We start from the raw sequence: 17,698 nt of genomic DNA, 5'->3' as shown, positions 1-17,698 counted from the left end.
TATGTTAAGGTAATGGTCAGTGTTTTTGACTTTTTATCGCAGCTACGAACAGATCAATGTGCCGGGTGACATGATACGGAAAACAGGGGTTTACGCTTTTATTGCGCTGTCGCTGACTGCCACGCAGAGCGTCAGAGCGATACAGACTGAAACGCGGGTGTCAGAGACGCCCTTCGATGATCCTGCACGCTACAGTGCGTCGCTACCGACGCTGGGCAGCGTAAGCGATCAGGATGAAGAGTGGAGCAAAAAGCTGGCCGCCGTGGCCAAAAGCATCGGAGAGGCGAGTAACAACAGCGACAGCAATGTGACGTTTGGCCAGCAGGCGGGGGTCTGGGCGTTTAATCATCTGCGCGATGAGGTGGCCGGGCGCATCGAGAGCGAAGGGCAGTCGCTGCTTTCCCCGTACGGCACGGCGCAGCTGGATCTGAATGTGGACATGGACGGAAATTTCACCGGCACCGGCGGGGATCTCTTCAGCGCCCTGGCCGATGAGAACAGCCTGCTCACCTTCTCCCAGCTGGGGCTGCACGATACGGAGAACGGGCTGGTCGGCAGTGCGGGGCTGGGGCAGCGCTGGGAAGCCGGCAACTGGCTGCTGGGCTACAACGGGTTTGTCGATCGGATTTTCAGCAGTGGTCTGCAGCGGGCTTCGGTGGGCACGGAGGCCTGGAGCGATGCGATGCGGTTTTCGGCTAACTACTATCAGCCGCTTTCCGGCTGGAAAAACCTCAGCAGCTCACAGCAGCAGCGCATGGCGCGCGGCTATGACATCACCAGCCAGAGCTATCTGCCTTTCTATCGTCAGCTGGGCGTGTCGGTCAGCTATCAGCAGTACCTCGGTGAGAACGTCGATCTGTTTAACAGCGGCAACCGCTATCACAACCCTTCCGCCATGTCGTTCGGCCTCTCATACACGCCGGTGCCGCTGGTGACGCTCTCGGCGACCCACAAAACCAGCAGCGCCGGTGAAAGCCAGGATCAGCTGGGGCTGAAACTTAACTACCGGTTTGGCGTGGCGCTGAGCCGTCAGCTCGACGCCGCAAACGTCGCCGAAGCGCACTCCCTGCGCGGCAGCCGCTACGATACCGTTACCCGCAACACGACGCCGGTGCTCGCCTTCCGCCAGCGCAAAACCCTGTCGGTCTTCCTGGCGACGCCGCCCTGGCAGTTAAGCAGCGGCGAGAGCCTGCCGCTGAAGCTGCAGGTGCGCGCCAGCAACGCCATCAAAGCCGTCAGCTGGCAGGGCGACACCCAGGCGCTGAGCCTGACGCCACCGGCCAATAACACCGATCCGCAGGGCTGGAGCGTGATCCTGCCGCAGTGGGATCCGTCGCCGGACGCCAGCAACGAATATCGCCTGTCGGTGACGCTGGAGGACAGCAGGCAGCAGCGGGTGACCTCAAACTGGATTACGCTGAAGGTGGAGCCACCGATGGCGATGGATGCGTCGCCGCAGAACGATCGTTTTGATCTGATGGCCCCCACCGGCGCCGCCCTGTAGCCGCGGGCACAGCGTGGAGAGGCACAGAATCAGGGCGGGGTGCAGAAGGGGCGGTGCGGAAGTGCGTAACCGCGCCGGAGGGGGCCCGTCAGGCGACTCAGCAGGCGCGCGACGGCCGCCCGCCTGCCGGGGTCAGTTGACCAGGCTTTTCACAATGTGAATGGCTCGGGCGTAAAGCTCCCTCTGGCCATTGACGGACTGCGCTTCCTTATTTCTCAGAAAGGTGATGATATCCTGTATGCCTGCCGTCTGGCCTGACCGCAGCAGGCTGGAGACGGCGTGGCCAACCACGGCGTGAACATCATCCATATCTTCCGGTTTATGGGTACTCAAAAGAAACTCCTGGGCAACGGTTCCGCTGAACAGCCTCTGATCAGATCCGCCTCAGGCGCTTTCGCCCGGCTGATCCGTCCGGTCAGGTCATCCGCCAGGCTCATGGCAACGCCCTGAGCAGTTTTTCGCGCAGCACAGCGACCCGGGCCGTCAGCTCACCCAGTTCAGTGCAGGCGGTGTCCATGACAGAGACCATATCTGCCGGGACACCCGCCGCCGCGACTTTGAGCTGGTGGCCCTGATCCGTCAGCGAGATGATCACCCGGCGCTCATCCTTGCCGGTGTCGCGCTGGCGGCAGAGGATACCGGCGCTCTCCAGCCGTCTCAGCAGCTGACTGAGCGTGCCGGAGTCGAGCCGGACGCGGGCGCCGATCTCTGATACCGTCAGGCGATCTTTCTCCCACAGCACCAGCAGCACCAGATACTGCGGATAGGTCAGTCCCAGGGGCTTCAGCCGTGACTGATAGAGTTTTGTCATCGCGTGTGAGGCGGAATAGAGGGCAAAGCAGAGAAACTGGTCAATGGTTTCCGGTGCCGCAACGGCGGAAGGCGTCTCAGAGATCCCCACGGTTTCATTATTCATATCATTACTCAACTGAGTCAGGGGCAGAACAGCCAGACGACGGACATTTTCGGCCGTAAAGTCGTATGCATTTCCCGGGCCGGGATGAGGGTAACAGTGTCTCTTTACAGAGATAAGACACAAGGCTTTCAGGCGCTAGCGCGGCGGAAGGGAAAGCCCTTAGCTGTGAACCCGGCAGAAAGAGCAGACAGTATTGAGTCAAATTAAATTGAAGTCAACCTGACCCGCGGCAACCCCGCACGCACCGCCTGTACAGGCCGCATTGCCGCTTCGGTTTTCCGTCAGTTTTCAGCCTTTTACCCAGCCGGTGATGCGGGGCTGCTTTTAGCGGATCGCCGCTGCCCGACAACAGCGATTGCCGTCCTCCGCGCTGAAAAGCCGCCGCACTGCACAAATTTCATCAGACGGACCTGTTAATCCGGCCGCCGCTGCCGATAGAACATTCATCGTGATGAATGCGGTAACCCGTCAGCGGCTGACAGCGGCATGACGCGCGCCGCATCGGGACGGGTAAGAACGCATGATTTATGACCGCAGCGTGCGTGGAGGGGTGATCATCGTCGGCCACTGAGCAGACACGCGATAAAAAAAAGACACCCCGGTTTTACTGATCATCAAAACAGAATTCTGACACTTTTCTACACCGGGAACGAACGCATGCGCCTGAAACTTTTCTGGCTCGCAGTGCTGAATATTGCGACCATTATTTTACTCTCCACGCTGTGGGAGTTCGGACTTGAAGGGTGGCTTTGCAGGCTGCTGGGCCTGGGCTACGACTCAAATTTTGAAACCAGCGAGCGACTGCGGTTTATCCTGACCTCTTCCATGTTTGCCCTCCTGGCGATGATTATTCCGGCGCTGCTGATCGCCAGTCTGATCCGCAAAACGCTGAACGCGAAAAAAAACGCGCTCAGGCTGGCTGGCACCGATGCCCTGACGGGGGTGATGAACCGCCGATCGTTCAGTGCGCATCTCGCCGCGCTCGACGCAGGCGGTACGCCCTATACCCTGACGCTGCTCGACATCAATGACTTTAAGAATATCAACGATCTGAACGGCCATCTGCAGGGCGATTCCACGCTGATCGCGCTGGCCAGTCTGCTGACCGTTTTCGCTGGCACGGCGAGCGAGGTTTTTCGCATCGGTGGCGATGAGTTTGCCCTCGTTACCGCCCATTCCACGCCGGAACAGGCCTCAGCGGCCGCCGAAACGCTCTGCCAGCGCGCGAGCGCCATCCGCACCGGTCCGCACAGCTGCCTCAGCCTCTCGGCGGGGATTGCCAGCTCAGCCTGCACCGCTCAGGCCGATGTGGTCCGGGCGGCCGATCTGGCACTGCACGAAGCCAAGCGTAACAAGCCCCGGCATCTGGCGCAGTTCTCGCCGGATATGGAGCAGCGCTTTCGCCAGCGGGAGAGGATGGAGCAGGAGGTGGTGGCCGCCGTCAGCGGTCACGCCATCGTTCCCTTTCTGCAGCCGCTGGTGTCGCTGCGTACCGGCAACATCACCGGTTTCGAGATCCTGGCGCGCTGGATCACCGCATCGGGCCAGTCGGTCTCTCCCGCGGAGTTTCTGCCGGTGGTTGAGCGGCTGGGGCTGATGGACAGCCTGACCGTGGCGCTGCTACAGGATGCGGTCAGTGCGACCCGAGCCTGGCCCGCCGGGCTCTGCCTGTCGCTGAACATCACGCCGGAGCAGCTGCTGAGACCGGCACTGACGACCTGCCTTGCCCGCATCATGCAGCACGCCGGGCCGGTCATGCTCGAACTGGAGATCACCGAGCAGAACGTTATGGCCATCTCCGACGATGCGCGTCAGGCGATTCATCTGCTGAGGAGTGACGGTATCGGGGTGGTGCTGGATGATTTCGGCACGGGCTATTCGAATCTCTCCGCACTGCTGGGGCTGGGCATCACCAAGATCAAGATTGACCAGTCGTTCGTCGCGGGCATCGTGAACGGGGTGGAGCAGCGAAAAGTGGTTGAGATGCTGCTGATGCTCTGTCAGGGGCTGAATGTGGTGATCACGGCTGAGGGAATTGAGGATGTGGCCACGCTGCGGTGGCTGAGAAAGCGCGGCTGCGATTACGGTCAGGGCTATCTCTTCAGTCGTCCGGTTCCTGCCGGGCAGGCCACCACGCTGCTGGCCTCCGCGAATATGGAGGAACTGATGCAGGAGTCGGTGGCCGTGAGCTTAGTCAGGTCACCGGGCGAAAGGCCGCCTGCGGCCTGAACCCTGCATCAGGCCGGCCCGGTAATCCGAACCGGCTCCCCGTTTCACATCAGAACTGGTAAATCAGGCCCAGCGCGGTGATGTCGTCGGTTGCCAGACCGAGCGGGTTTTTCTCTTTCAGCAGGTTGATACGGTATTCACCATACACCGACATGTTCTTGTTGAAGTAGTAGGTTGCGCCGACCGCAGTGTATTTAACGATGTCAGCATCGCCGATATTCTCGATCTCTTTGCCTTTCGACGAGACGTAGCCCACCGAAGGACGGAAACCGTTCAGGAACTGATACTGCGCTACCGCTTCAACGTTCTGCGCTTTATTCGCGAAGCCGCCGGTGATCGGCGTGGCGTTCAGGGTTTCCCCGTACATCGCCGCCAGATAAACCTGGTTTGCATCATATTTCACCGAGGTCGCCCAGTGCTGCGCTTTTTCGCCTTCACCGCGTGCGGCCGTGTTCTGCGTGGTGGTGCGATCCAGGCTGGCGAACGCGCCGGCAAAACTCAGGCCGAAATCGAAGTCGTAAGAGGCGGAGAGGGCGAAGCCGTCGCCGTTGGAGCGACGGACACCATCCGTGTTGCTGCTGCGATCGTTTTTGCCCTGATACTGCGCGGCCAGATTTAAGCCCTGCACCAGACCAAAGAAGTCGCTGTTACGCCAGGTCAGTACACCGGTCGAGCGGCCAGAGAGGAAGGCATCGGTATAGCCGGAGTCGCCGCCGAAGAATGGCAGCATATCGGTGTAGCTCAGCACGTCATAGACCAGGCCGTAGTTGCGACCGTAGTCCAGTGAACCCGCTTCGCCAAACTTCAGGCCCGCATAGCCCAGACGGGTACGGTTGCCGGTCTGCGCGTCACTGCCTTCGGAGTTGCGGAGGCTGTACTGATACTGCCAGAAGCCATAGCCGGTCAGCTGATCGTTGATTTTAGTTTCACCTTTGAAACCCAGGCGGGAATAGGAAGAGGTATCACCGTCATTTTTCACATCGTCAGAAAAGAGATGGGAGACGTTGATCTTGCCAACCAGATCCAGCTTATTGCCATCCTTGTTATAAATCTCTGCCGCCTGGGCGGAGGCGAGACCGAGCAGTAACGGCATCACAGCCGCCAGTAAAGTGCGCTTCATCATTTTATTATTACCCTGTCCTGATTCATTATTATTATCCCCTGAAAGGGGCGCAACGAAAGTGCCATAAAACCGGAAAATTACAAAGCGCAATATACGTAACAAAATGTGATGTCTATATTCACTGTACAGATAATGACGAGATAAAGCCGATGGCCTGCAAAGGTAATAAGATTTTCTTCTGACTGGTTTTTTTAGTTTACTAATAAATAGTTATTTAAATTCAATTGGTTAAATTATTTTACGGAATGGAGGTTAATCTGGATTGTCTGTTTTTAAACCACTGAATTCACCAGCCTGATTAAATTTAATTTATGGCAGGGGAATAAAAATTTATGGCTTAAGCTCTAACCATTAGCCTGCATATTAATTTCTGTTCATCAATTTTTAAATAACGCTTCCTGTCAGAATAATCACGCTGGAAATAGTCCGCATTCATCCGGGTGGAATAATCTGCCGTTGTTTAAAAAAACGCCATAAAGTGTCTCTTAATTAAACAACGCGTGCCGCAATAAATGAAAATGCTTTGTTAAATCTCACCGGATCATGGAGATCGGTCTGCTCAGCGGGTGCAATCGCTTCTGCACCGTTACGAGGCAGAGCGCGCCAGAACAGGGCGCAAAATGGGTTTTTTTGGAGAGATAGTTTATCAGCGATCACAAAAGCGATATTTCATCCGGTATTTGCATAATTCCGCTATTTAAAAACCGGCCGTGGCGCTGCGATAAGACAATTATTCACTATATATGCAAATTAAGTGAATAACGGCGCTGCGTAACTCATTGATATTACGTTATCCCTCTTGATTTATGCACAAATTCTCTGGCTGGCACGGTAAGTGCAAATTACAGTAGGACAGCATTACAACATCCCTTAACAATTTTAAAACAAAAGCTTTACCAGACCGGTAAAGCCAGGCAGGAGAATGGGTTATGGCACTGCACGTTTCACGTCACGATTTCGACCAATGGATGATGCCGGTTTATGCGCCTGCGACTTTTATACCGGTTCGCGCAGAGGGCTCAACCGTCTGGGATCAGAGCGGCAAAGATTACATCGATTTTGCCGGTGGCATTGCGGTCAATGCGTTGGGACATGCGCATCCGGCGTTACAGCAGGCGTTGCAGGAGCAGGCGACGCGTCTGTGGCATACCGGTAATGGTTACACCAACGAACCCATTCTCCGGCTGGCGAAACAGCTAATCGACGCCACTTTTGCGGACCGGGTCTTTTTCTGCAACTCCGGTGCAGAAGCGAACGAAGCGGCGCTGAAGCTGGCGCGTAAAGTGGCGCACGACCGGGTTGGTCCTCATAAGAGTGGCATCGTGGCGTTTAAGAACGCGTTTCATGGCCGCACCCTGTTTACCGTGTCAGCCGGCGGCCAGCCTGCCTATTCAAAAGATTTTGCACCGCTGCCACCCGACATCCAGCATGCGCCGTTCAACGATCTGGCCGCGGCGGCCGAACTGATCAATGACCAGACCTGCGCCGTGATTGTGGAGCCGATTCAGGGTGAAGGCGGCGTACTGCCTGCCGATCCGGCATTCCTGCGCGGCCTGCGCGAACTCTGCGACAGACATCAGGCCGTGCTGATTTTTGATGAAGTGCAGAGCGGTGTCGGCCGCACCGGTTCGCTCTATGCCTACATGCACTATGGCGTCACGCCGGATGTGCTCACCAGCGCCAAAGCGCTGGGCGGCGGCTTCCCGATTGGTGCGATGCTGACACGCGACGATCTGGCGAACGTCATGGGCGTCGGTACACACGGCACGACCTACGGCGGCAACCCGCTGGCCGGTGCGGTGGCCGGGAAAGTGATGGAGCTGATCAACCAGCCAGAAGTGATGGCGGGCGTGACCCAGCGCCACCAGTGGATTGTCTCGGCACTGAACGAGATCAATCAGCGCCTGAATCTGTTCAAAGAGGTGCGCGGCCTTGGCCTGCTGATCGGCGCCGTTCTGAGCGACAAGTTTGCCGGTAAAGCAAAAGCGATCAACCTTGCCGCCGCGGAAATGGGCGTGATGGTTCTGATCGCGGGTGCTAACGTGGTGCGCTTTGCTCCGGCGCTGAATATCAGCGAGCAGGAAGTGAAGCTGGGCATGGCCCGCTTTGCGGAAACCTGTGAGCGTCTGGTGCGGGGATCCTCATCATGATGGTCATCCGTCCGGTTGAACGCGATGACCTGAGCCAGCTGATGGCGCTGGCCGGTAAAACGGGGGGCGGGCTGACCTCGCTGCCCGCCGACAGCGCAACGTTACAGGCGCGTATCGAGCGATCGCTGCAGACCTGGGAGGGCACACTGCCGCGTGCTGAGCAGGGCTACGTTTTTGTTCTGGCCGACAGCGAAGATAACCGCGCCATCGGCATCTGCGCCATCGAAGTGGCGGTCGGACTGCAGGATCCCTGGTATAACTTCCGGGTCGGTACCCAGGTTCACGCCTCGAAAGAGCTGAATGTCTATGCGGCGCTGCCTACGCTGTCGCTGAGTAACGATCACACCGGCAGCAGTGAGCTTTGCACGCTGTTTCTCGACCCTGACTACCGTGACGGTAAAAACGGCTATCTGCTGTCGAAGTCCCGCTTCCTGTTTATGGCCAGTTTCCGTGAGCACTTTACCGACCGGGTCGTGGCCGAGATGCGCGGCGTCAGCGATGAGCATGGCCATTCGCCGTTCTGGGAGAGCGTCGGCAGCCGCTTCTTTTCAATGGAGTTCAGCAAGGCCGATTTCCTGAGCGGCACCGGCCAGAAAGCCTTTATCGCGGAGCTGATGCCGAAGCATCCGCTCTACATTGATTACCTGACGCCGGGCGCGCAGGCGGTCATCGGACAGGTTCATCCACAGACCGCGCCTGCCCGCGCGGTGCTGGAGGCGGAAGGCTTCCGCTACCTCAATTACGTCGATATCTTCGATGGCGGCCCGACGCTGGAGTGCGATATCGATCATATCCGCGCCGTGCGCAAGAGCCGTCTGCGCCGCGCCGGGCGCGGTGAAAATCCGGTCGATGCGCCGCTCTGTCTGGTGGCTAATCAGCATTACCATCAGTTCCGCGTAGCGCTGATCGCCGCAACGGCCGACAGCGACAGCGTATTACTGACGGATGAACAGATGCGGGCGCTGCACTGCCAGCCGGGCGACAGCCTGCGCGTGGTCACGCTCTGCAAAGAGGAGAAAACAGCATGACGCACCTGATTAAGGGAGAGTGGCTGAGCGGCGACGCTGAGCTGATGACGAAAGCGGATCCGGTCAGCGGCGAGATGCTGTGGCAGGGCCATGCGGCGTCGGCCGCCCAGGTCAGCGCCGCCTGTGAGGCCGCCCGCGCCGCCTTTCCGGCCTGGGCCAGACGGCCTCTGGCGGAGCGGCAGGCGATCATCGAAAAGTTCGCGGCCGGGCTGGACGCCCATAAAACAGAACTGGCAGAAACCATCGCCCGCGAAACCGGTAAGCCGCGCTGGGAAGCGCTGACCGAAGTGGGTGCGATGATCAACAAAATCGGCTTCTCGGTCAGGGCGTATCACAGCCGCACCGGTGAGCAGCACGAAGGCGAAAGCTCGCTGCGGCATCGTCCGCACGGCGTGCTGGCGGTGTTTGGTCCCTATAACTTCCCCGGCCATCTGCCTAATGGTCATATCGTCCCGGCGCTGCTGGCGGGTAACTGCGTGGTGTTCAAACCCAGCGAACTCACGCCGCTGACGGCCGAAAAAACCGCTGAACTCTGGCTGGCCGCGGGCCTGCCTGCGGGCGTGCTGGCGCTGTTACAGGGGGGACGGGAAACCGGTCAGGCGCTCGCGACCTGCGACCCGATTGACGGCCTGCTGTTTACCGGCAGCGCGCATACCGGCTATCAGCTGCATCGCCAGTTTGCCGGTCAGCCTGAGAAGATGCTGGCGCTGGAGATGGGCGGCAACAACGCCCTGATTGTGGAGGACCCGGCCGATCGCGATGCGGCAGTTAACATCACGCTACAGTCCGCCTTTATTACCGCCGGGCAGCGCTGCACCTGCGCGCGCCGTCTGCTGGTGAAACGGGGTGCGGCGGGTGACGCCTTCCTGCAGCGTCTGGCCGAGGTCGCGGGGCGGCTGCAACCGGCCGCCTGGAACGCCGAGCCGCAGCCGTTTATGGGCAGCGTCATCTCCACCGGCGCGGCAGAGAAGATTATGGCGGAGTGGCAGCGTCGGGTAGCGGCGGGCGGTAACGTGCTGCTGGCGATGCGCTGGCCGGATCGCCACAGCGCCATTCTCACGCCAGGCATCATCGACTTAACCGGCGTTCAGGGCATTCCGGATGAAGAGGTCTTTGGGCCACTGCTGGGCGTGGTGCGCTATGACACCTTTGATGAGGCGATCGCGCTGGCAAACCAGACCCGCTACGGGCTGTCCTGCGGATTAATCTCGCCTGATCGTGCGCAGTTTGATCGGCTGCTGCTGGAGGCGCGTGCCGGGATCGTGAACTGGAATAAACCGCTGACCGGGGCCGCCAGTACCGCGCCGTTTGGCGGCGTGGGCGCGTCGGGTAACCACCGCGCCAGCGCCTGGTATGCGGCGGACTACTGCGCCTGGCCAATGGCCTCGCTGGAGAGCCCGGATCTGACGCTGCCCGCCACGCTGTCGCCGGGCCTGGATTTCTCGGCAGGAGGCGACGCATGAAGGCCACCGAAGCCAACTTTGATGGGCTGGTGGGTCTGACTCACCACTATGCCGGGCTGTCGTTTGGTAATGAAGCCTCGACCCGCAATCAGCTCCAGCCATCCAACCCCCGTCTGGCGGCGAAGCAGGGGCTGCTGAAGATGAAAGCGCTGGCCGATATGGGCTTTGTGCAGGGGGTGATCCCGCCGCATGAGCGGCCGAACATCGCGGTACTGCGCCAGCTTGGCTTTGGCGGCAGCGATGAGCAGGTGCTGGCTGCGGCCGGAAAAACCGCGCCGGGCCTGCTCTCTGCGGCCAGCTCGGCCTCGGCGATGTGGGTTGCCAATGCGGCTACGGTATCCCCCTCAGCCGACAGTCTCGATAGCCGGGTTCATCTGACCGTGGCGAACCTGAACAACAAGTTTCACCGTGCGATAGAAGCGCCGGAAACGGCTGCTCTGCTGCGGTCCATTTTCCGCGACGACCGCCATTTCAGCGTGCATGATGCGTTGCCGCAGGTGGCGCTGTTTGGCGATGAGGGGGCGGCGAATCACAACCGGCTGGGCGGCGACTACGGTGAGCGCGGCGTTCAGCTGTTCATCTACGGACGCGACGGCAGCCATGAGGGCAAGGCGCCGCAGCGTTATCCGGCCCGGCAGACCCGTGAGGCCAGCGAAGCGGTCGCCCGGCTGCATCAGCTCTCACCGGACAGCGTGCTGTTTGCGCAGCAGAACCCGGCGGTGATCGATCAGGGCGTCTTCCATAATGACGTGATTGCGGTCAGTAACCAGCGAATGCTCTTCTGTCACCAGCACGCCTTTGTGGATCAGCCCGCACTGCTCGCCCGGCTTCGGGCGTGCGTGCCAGGGTTTGTGGCCCTGGAGGTACCGGAAAACCGGGTGTCGGTGAAAGAGGCGGTGGATACCTATCTGTTTAACAGTCAGCTCCTGACCCATCCCGACGGCAGCATGATGCTGGTGCTGCCGGAGGAGTCACGCCAGCATGCGGGCGTCTGGCGCTACCTGTGTGAACAGGTCGAAGGGGATACGCCACTCAAAGCCCTGAAGGTGTTTGACCTGCGGGAAAGCATGTACAACGGCGGCGGCCCGGCCTGCCTGCGGTTGCGCGTCGTGCTGACGCCTGAGGAGCGGCAGGCGGTCAATCCGGCGGTACTGATGAACGACCGGCTCTTCACCACGCTGAATGAGTGGGTGGATCGCCACTATCGCGACCGCCTGACGCAGGCCGACCTGGTTGACCCGCAGCTGCTGCGCGAGGGACGCGAGGCGCTGGATGAGCTGACGAAGCTGCTAGACTTAGGAAATGTGTATGCATTTCAGCAGTGAAGGCGGTGGCGGCAGCGGTCGCCACCTGCTCATCGCGAACAGGAGGAACGATGCAGGACTTTTTACAGCAGACGCTCTCCGGCGAGGCGCCGCATCAGCGCAGGGGTGAAACGGCCCATCTTCGCTGGCAATGGTTATATCACGGCATCCTGATTCTGGAGCCGACCGAGCCGGTAAATCAGGCGCTGGTGCTCTCCGCCGGTATTCACGGTAACGAAACCGCCCCGGTTGAAATCGTCAGCCAGCTGGTCAATGCGCTGCTGCGGGGCGAAAAGCCGCTGCGGCAGCGCCTGCTGGTGATTCTGGGAAATCCTTCCGCGCTGCGCACCGGTAAACGCTACGTACGTTATGACATTAACCGGCTCTTCGGCGGACGCTGGCAGCAGATCGATGACTGCGACGAGGCGCGGCGCGTGCTGCGGCTGGAGCAGACGCTGGAGACGTTCTGGCAGCAGGGTGCGTGTGATGAGTCGCGCTGGCATCTCGATATGCACACCGCGATCCGTGGCTCCTGGCACACGCAGTTTGGCGTGATGCCGCACAGCGAACGGCCCTGGCCGCCTGAATTTCTGGACTGGCTGGCCGCCGCCGGGCTGGAGGCGCTGGTGTTTCACCGTGCGCCGGGCGGCACCTTTACCCATTTCAGCTGCGAGCACTTCGGCGCGGCCAGCTGTACGCTGGAGCTGGGGAAAGCGCTGCCGTTCGGCGAAAACGACCTCAGTCAGTTCCGCGCGGCACAGCAGGCGCTGGCGGCACTGCTCTATGGTGAACCGATGCCTGCCGCAACGGCCAGCCCACGTCACTACCGGGTGGTGCAGCAGATTACCCGCTTAAGCGAACACTTTACGCTGCACATGTCGCCGGACACGCTGAACTTTACCGCCTTCCCGCAGGGGACCCTGCTGGCAGAGGAGGGTGATAAACGGTATTACGTGCAGCAGGCGCGGGAGTATGTGCTGTTCCCGAATCCCCACGTGGCCACCGGACTGCGGGCCGGGCTGATGCTGATTGAGGAGGGCGAACAGACTCAGGCGCTGCCGCGCTGACGCCAGATTGCCGTGGCTGAGCGGCACAGCCTGAAAAAACCGGCAGGAAAGCGGCAGAACGTCTTCCGCTTTCCTGTCAGAACCCTTACACTCCTCCACGATTTCTGCGAAATTCACTGTAAATTCATACTCTTTTGCAATTCCTCACGCCTTTCTTCTTATTCTCTTCATGATTGCCCGATTTTTATCTTTTATGCTTTCACGGCTTTACTCAGGTTCTGAGTAGTTGACGTTCAGCGTCGTATGCTTGTTTCCGAAGACGCGACAGAGTGCTGTCGTCATTATCATGAAATATAAGGACACTATTATGCGCAAACTGACTTCCCTTTTACTGGCTTCTTCGCTGGCGTTTGGTGCAGCCAGCGCCGTCCATGCTGCTGCTGACAACCTGACGCCTCCACCGGCTGGCAGCGAAAAAGCGATGCACAAACCGCCTATGCACCACGGCATGGATCGGATGTTCAGAGGGCTGAACCTGACCGAAGCGCAGCAGACTCAGATGCGCGACATCCTGAAAGAGAGCCGTAAAGAGATGAAGCGCCCGTCACTGGATGAACGCCGTGCTGCCCACAGCATTATCGCGGCTGACAGCTTCGATAAGAGCAAAGCAGAAGCACAGGCAGAGAAGATGTCTGCTGATGCGAAAGAGCATGCGCTGACGATGCTGGAAACCCAGAACAAGCTCTATAACGTGCTGACGCCAGAGCAGAAGAAACAGTACAACGCTGACTTTGAAAAGCGTCTGACAGAGAAAGGCCCGCGTGAAGGCCAGATGGCACCGCCAGCCGAACCGGCTGAATAAGCCCTTAGCTAACGGTCTGAGACCGCCGGCGTTGTCCACTGACGGTGAGTGGGCAGCGTCGGCGGTTTTTTTTATAGCGGCAGAATAGGGTAGGCACCCGAGAGAATCGGGCGGCAGAGGATTTTATAGCCGTCGTGGTCGAAACCGCCTTTAGGCCGCTGCAGTTTTCGCGCTTCCTCCAGGGTGTCGACCGAACCGAGATAGAACCAGTGATCGATAACATGGATCTGGGTCATCTCTTTTCCCTCTTCGACCAGGCCTACCGCGCCCTGCCACGGCCAGCAGAAGACCCGCACGTTTTCCAGCGCTTCCAGCAGCCGATCCTGATGATCGCTGACCGGCTCTTTGCCGCAACAGGCACCGGCACAGCGACGCAGCGCCGAACGAAAACAGCCCCGGCCTGCGCTCAGTGTTTCCAGCCCCAGCAGACCATGACAGAGCTGATACTCATCCGCGAGCTGCTTGAGCCGCTCAATGGCAGCAAAGCGGCTGCGGTAGAGTCCGAACAGATTGGGCGACTGGCTGAAATCGAGATCTTTGGCGTAGACCACCTGCGGTTTGGTGTCGGTGATCTGCAGCGAGCAGAGCTGCCGGTTCTTGCGTAATCGCTTATTGAACAGCGGCTGCTGGGTTTTGATCATCTGCGCTTCCAGCAGCAGCGCGCCCAGATCGCCGGCGGTCGGGATCCAGCTGACACGCCGTGACTGGCGCAGCATCTTCGCCTCATCAGGGGTGCGGAAATGGGACATAACCCGCGAACGCAGATTCACGCTTTTGCCGATATAGAGCGGCAGCGACTCACTCTCTCCGTGGAAGGTGTAAACGCCGGGACGATTCGGCAGGCCTTCCAGCCATTCACGCAGGTGTTCGGGATATTGATAAATTGCATTCGCATCGGGTTCGGGGCGAAGCATAGCAGCACGTCTGACCAAAATGGACTCCATTTACTGGTTGTCCATACAGCATAACAGCCTGGTGAAATGATCGCCAGTGGTCTGCTTATTGTCCGCGGGTCGCCAGCCAGCAGATCAGCGACCCCAGGGTAATCATCGCGACACCCTGCCAGAAGGCCAGTGGCGGAGTCAGGCCAAGCCACAGCGATCCCAGCAGTGCCGAGAGCACGGGCGTAAAGTAGGAGGCGGTGGCCAGCAGCGTCAGGTTGCCCTGCTGGATACCGTGATTCCAGGCGGAATAGGCGACGGCGGTTGAGAGTCCGACAAACCCCACCTCCAGCAGCGGAACGGGGGCAAAGTTCATCGGCTGCAGCGGCGGGCTGAGGGCAAACTTCAGCCACAGCGCCAGCGCGGTCAGAATAAAAAAGAGGGTGACGCCGTTCGACCCGCGGGCAAAGCGGCGGGTAAGGTTGTTGTAGGTCGCCCACGTCAGGGCGGCGACAAAGGCAAGGCTGTAGGCCGCAGGATTGCGCTGCATATTCTGCCACAGCAGAGAGGGCGAGCCGCTGCCACTGCCTTTCATCACCCAGACAATCCCCAGCAGCGACAGCAGCAGCCCCGGCCAGAGCCAGGGGCGGAAACGCTGCTGATTAAAGGGGATCGCCAGCACAATCGTCAGGCAGGGCCAGAGATAGTTAATCATCCCCAGCTCCAGCGACTGGCTGCGATCGCTGGCCAGGCCGATCGCCAGCGCCAGACAGATTTCGTAGCCGACAAACAGCGCGCCGCCCAGCCACAGGTAGATCGCGGGCAGCGCACCGGGTCGCGGCAGACCGCGGGTCAGACAGAGCAGTAGCGCCGTGGTGCTGTAGATCAGTGCCGCGCCGCCGGTGGCGCCAAAGGCTTCGCTGACGCTGCGCAGCAGGCCAACGGTGGTGCTCCAGAGCAGAATGGCGATAAGGCCGATAAGGGTGGCACGCGAAACGGTGGCAGACATGCAGCAATCAACAGAGTGAGTGGGAAAAACCTCCTCTGCCGGTGCAGAGGAGGCGGGGCATTACTTCCAGAAGTCGTCAAACACCGTGATCGGCGGGCGACGTTTGTGCTCGGTTTTCAGATACCAGCCCTCGATGATGCGGGCATTCTCCGGGTCGATACTTTTGCCTTCCAGATAGTCATCGATCATCTCGTAGGTGACGCCCAGCGCCACCTCATCCTGCAGACCGGGACGATCATCTTCCAGATCGGCAGTGGGTTTCTTCAGGTAGAGATGTTCCGGGCAGCCCAGATGTTTCAGCAGCTGCTTGCCCTGGCGTTTATTCAGACGGAACAGGGGATTGATGTCAGTGCCGCCATCGCCATACTTGGTGAAGAAGCCGGTGACGGCCTCGGCGGCGTGGTCAGTGCCGACCACCACACCCCGGGTCATGCCCGCGATGCTGTATTGTGCTTTCATCCGCTCACGCGCTTTTTCGTTGCCGCGAACGAAATCGGACAGCGTGATGCCCGCCTCTTTCAGGGCGCGCTCGCTGGCCAGCACGGACTCTTTGATGTTGACCACCAGCGAACGGTCGGGCTGGATAAAGGCCAGGGCATCCTGGCAATCCTGCTCATCGGCCTGCACGCCGTAGGGCAGACGCACCGCAATAAAGGTGTAGTCGTTGTCGCCGCTCTCCTGACGCAGTTCCGCGATCGCCGTCTGCGCCAGCTTGCCCGCCAGCGTCGAATCCTGACCGCCGCTGATCCCCAGCACCAGCGTTTTCAGTCCGCTGTGACGTTTCAGATAGGCTTTAAGGAAATCGACGCTGACCCGCACTTCCTGGCTGGCGTCGATAGCGGGCTTCACACCCAGTGCTTGAATAATTTCCTGCTGCAGTGACATGAACTTCTCCTCAGGTCAGTGGCTGTCGGCTCGATGCGAACGTGTTACTAAAGCTAACGTGCCTTGGCGAAAACAACAAGCCAAAGCGGCAACGGATTTCGGCTAAACGTTGCGAAATCAGTGAGTTTTCAGCGGCTGCTGCGGTTTTTTTGCCAGCACACAGAACATCAGGATCGCCATCATAAAGCAGCCAAAGAGGGTGGCACACATGCTCACGACGGAGGTGCCGCCGATGCCGGTGATCGGCACGGTAATCGCGCCCAGGGTGAACATCGTCACGCCGATCACGGCGGACGCGCTGCCCGCCCGATGCCCCTGACTCTGCATCGCCAGGGAGGAGGCGGTGGTGGCGATCACCCCGTTGCTGGCGATGGAAAAGAACAGCGCCACCAGCAGCAGGGGCAGCGGCGCCTGATACAGCGCGGCCAGCAGCAGCAGGCCGGAGGCGACAAAGGCCAGCGTCAGTCCGCCTTTCAGCACCCGGTATTCGCCCCAGAGCGGGCAGAGGCGGGCACTGGTCTGCGAGGCAATGACCAGGCCGAAGCCGTTGGCGGCAAAGCAGAAACTGAACGCCTGTGGCGAGAGGCCATAGAGCTGCTGCAGTACAAAGGGCGAGGCGCCGATATAGGCGAACATGCCGGACATCATAAAGCCCTGGGTCAGGCAGAAGCCCATAAAGGGGCGGTGGGTCACCACCTGACCAAGTGCCGCGTAGGCGGACAGGATCGATCCCTGACTGCGTCGTGTCTCAGGCAGCGTTTCATGCAGTTTCCAGCGCGCCAGCAGGATCAACAGGATGGCAATGCCGCCCAGCACCATAAAGATGCCTCGCCAGTCCAGGATCGTCATCAGCGCGCCGCCGAGCACCGGCGCACCGATCGGGGCCAGGCCATTGACCAGCATCAGCAGCGCAAAGAAGCGCGTCAGCTCGTGGCCGCTGTACATATCCCGGGCAATGGCCCTGGAGAGCACCGCGCCGCCTGCGCCCGCTAACCCCTGGAACAGGCGCGCCAGCAGCAGCTGGTCGATATCCTGCGCCAGCGCGCAGCCCAGCGAGGCGATAAACAGCAGGATCAGAGAGAGCGTCAGCGGGCGCAGACGGCCCGCCTTATCGCTCATCGGGCCAAACAGCAGCTGGCCGAATCCCAGCCCCAGCAGACCGGCGGTCAGGCTGAGCTGCGCGGTCGCGGTTTCGGTCCGGAGATCCTGCGCCAGCTGCGGCAGCGCCGGCAGATAGAGGTCGATACAGAGCGGGCCCAGTGCGGCCAGCAGGCCGAGTGTGATGGCATAGGCCAGACGGTTTGCGTGTAAAGGGGTCATTGATCCTCAGGGTCGTC

15 protein-coding genes are annotated in these 17,698 nt (G+C 60.0%); 8 read left to right on the top strand and 7 right to left on the bottom strand.

What is annotated here, in order from left to right; genetic code table 11:
• Positions 1–70 precede the first annotated feature (70 nt).
• Positions 71–1,504, top strand: coding sequence for a YchO/YchP family invasin (locus J1C59_RS10560; RefSeq protein ID WP_128086031.1), 1,434 nt, complete (start codon positions 71–73; stop codon positions 1,502–1,504).
• 132 nt (positions 1,505–1,636) lie between these two features.
• On the opposite strand, the gene J1C59_RS10555 is transcribed toward J1C59_RS10560, so the two are convergent.
• A complete protein-coding gene (locus J1C59_RS10555; RefSeq protein ID WP_208721862.1) occupies positions 1,637–1,837 on the bottom strand; it encodes a hypothetical protein in 201 nt (66 codons plus the stop codon).
• Positions 1,838–1,937: 100 nt separating this feature from the next.
• Positions 1,938–2,420 (bottom strand): MarR family winged helix-turn-helix transcriptional regulator, encoded by a 483-nt coding sequence (locus J1C59_RS10550; protein WP_140917067.1) that lies wholly within the window; start codon positions 2,418–2,420, stop codon positions 1,938–1,940.
• Positions 2,421–3,077: 657 nt separating this feature from the next.
• On the opposite strand from J1C59_RS10550, the gene J1C59_RS10545 reads away from it, so the two are divergent.
• The gene (locus J1C59_RS10545) at positions 3,078–4,649 is read left to right on the top strand and encodes a putative bifunctional diguanylate cyclase/phosphodiesterase (RefSeq protein ID WP_140917066.1); all 1,572 of its coding nucleotides are present in this window, start codon (positions 3,078–3,080) and stop codon (positions 4,647–4,649) included.
• A gap of 49 nt (positions 4,650–4,698) precedes the next feature.
• Here the strand turns inward: J1C59_RS10545 and J1C59_RS10540 are convergent, their stop codons facing one another.
• Positions 4,699–5,772 (bottom strand): porin, encoded by a 1,074-nt coding sequence (locus tag J1C59_RS10540; protein WP_111142053.1) that lies wholly within the window; start codon positions 5,770–5,772, stop codon positions 4,699–4,701.
• A gap of 929 nt (positions 5,773–6,701) precedes the next feature.
• On the opposite strand from J1C59_RS10540, the gene J1C59_RS10535 reads away from it, so the two are divergent.
• The 6 genes from J1C59_RS10535 to spy all read left to right on the top strand — a co-directional run bounded on the left by J1C59_RS10535 (position 6,702) and on the right by spy (position 13,586).
• Complete coding sequence (locus tag J1C59_RS10535; protein WP_128086776.1) at positions 6,702–7,922, top strand: aspartate aminotransferase family protein; 1,221 nt, start codon at positions 6,702–6,704, stop codon at positions 7,920–7,922.
• Positions 7,919–8,950: an arginine N-succinyltransferase gene (astA, locus tag J1C59_RS10530; protein ID WP_128086775.1), complete on the top strand. Its 1,032-nt coding sequence runs from the start codon at positions 7,919–7,921 to the stop codon at positions 8,948–8,950. Before J1C59_RS10535 ends, astA begins: the two co-directional genes overlap by 4 nt.
• Entirely contained in the window at positions 8,947–10,413 is a 1,467-nt protein-coding gene (gene astD, locus J1C59_RS10525; protein ID WP_140917065.1) for a succinylglutamate-semialdehyde dehydrogenase, read from the top strand. Before astA ends, astD begins: the two co-directional genes overlap by 4 nt.
• A complete protein-coding gene (astB, locus tag J1C59_RS10520; protein ID WP_128086577.1) occupies positions 10,410–11,738 on the top strand; it encodes an N-succinylarginine dihydrolase in 1,329 nt (442 codons plus the stop codon). Before astD ends, astB begins: the two co-directional genes overlap by 4 nt.
• A 50-nt stretch (positions 11,739–11,788) precedes the next feature.
• On the top strand, positions 11,789–12,784 hold the full coding sequence (astE, locus tag J1C59_RS10515; protein ID WP_140917064.1) for a succinylglutamate desuccinylase: 996 nt from the start codon (positions 11,789–11,791) through the stop codon (positions 12,782–12,784).
• Between the two features lie 307 nt (positions 12,785–13,091).
• On the top strand, positions 13,092–13,586 hold the full coding sequence (spy, locus tag J1C59_RS10510) for an ATP-independent periplasmic protein-refolding chaperone Spy (protein ID WP_128086578.1): 495 nt from the start codon (positions 13,092–13,094) through the stop codon (positions 13,584–13,586).
• A 71-nt stretch (positions 13,587–13,657) separates the two neighbouring features.
• Here spy and cho read toward each other — a convergent pair whose 3' ends face one another.
• The 4 genes from cho to J1C59_RS10490 form a co-directional block, all read right to left on the bottom strand.
• Positions 13,658–14,518, bottom strand: a complete 861-nt coding sequence (gene cho, locus J1C59_RS10505; protein WP_128086579.1) for an excinuclease Cho — start codon at positions 14,516–14,518, stop codon at positions 13,658–13,660.
• Positions 14,519–14,585: 67 nt separating this feature from the next.
• Entirely contained in the window at positions 14,586–15,476 is an 891-nt protein-coding gene (gene yddG / locus J1C59_RS10500) for an aromatic amino acid DMT transporter YddG (protein ID WP_128086580.1), read from the bottom strand.
• A 60-nt stretch (positions 15,477–15,536) separates the two neighbouring features.
• Complete coding sequence (nadE, locus tag J1C59_RS10495; RefSeq protein ID WP_140917063.1) at positions 15,537–16,361, bottom strand: ammonia-dependent NAD(+) synthetase; 825 nt, start codon at positions 16,359–16,361, stop codon at positions 15,537–15,539.
• A gap of 117 nt (positions 16,362–16,478) precedes the next feature.
• Complete coding sequence (locus tag J1C59_RS10490; RefSeq protein ID WP_128086581.1) at positions 16,479–17,681, bottom strand: multidrug effflux MFS transporter; 1,203 nt, start codon at positions 17,679–17,681, stop codon at positions 16,479–16,481.
• Between the last annotated feature and the right edge of the window lie 17 nt (positions 17,682–17,698).

The organism is Pantoea deleyi (assembly GCF_022647325.1).
Taxonomy (GTDB): domain Bacteria; phylum Pseudomonadota; class Gammaproteobacteria; order Enterobacterales; family Enterobacteriaceae; genus Pantoea; species Pantoea deleyi.
The sequence above is the reverse complement of the archived record's forward strand: the minus strand, read 5'-3'. Positions and strand labels throughout refer to the sequence as shown.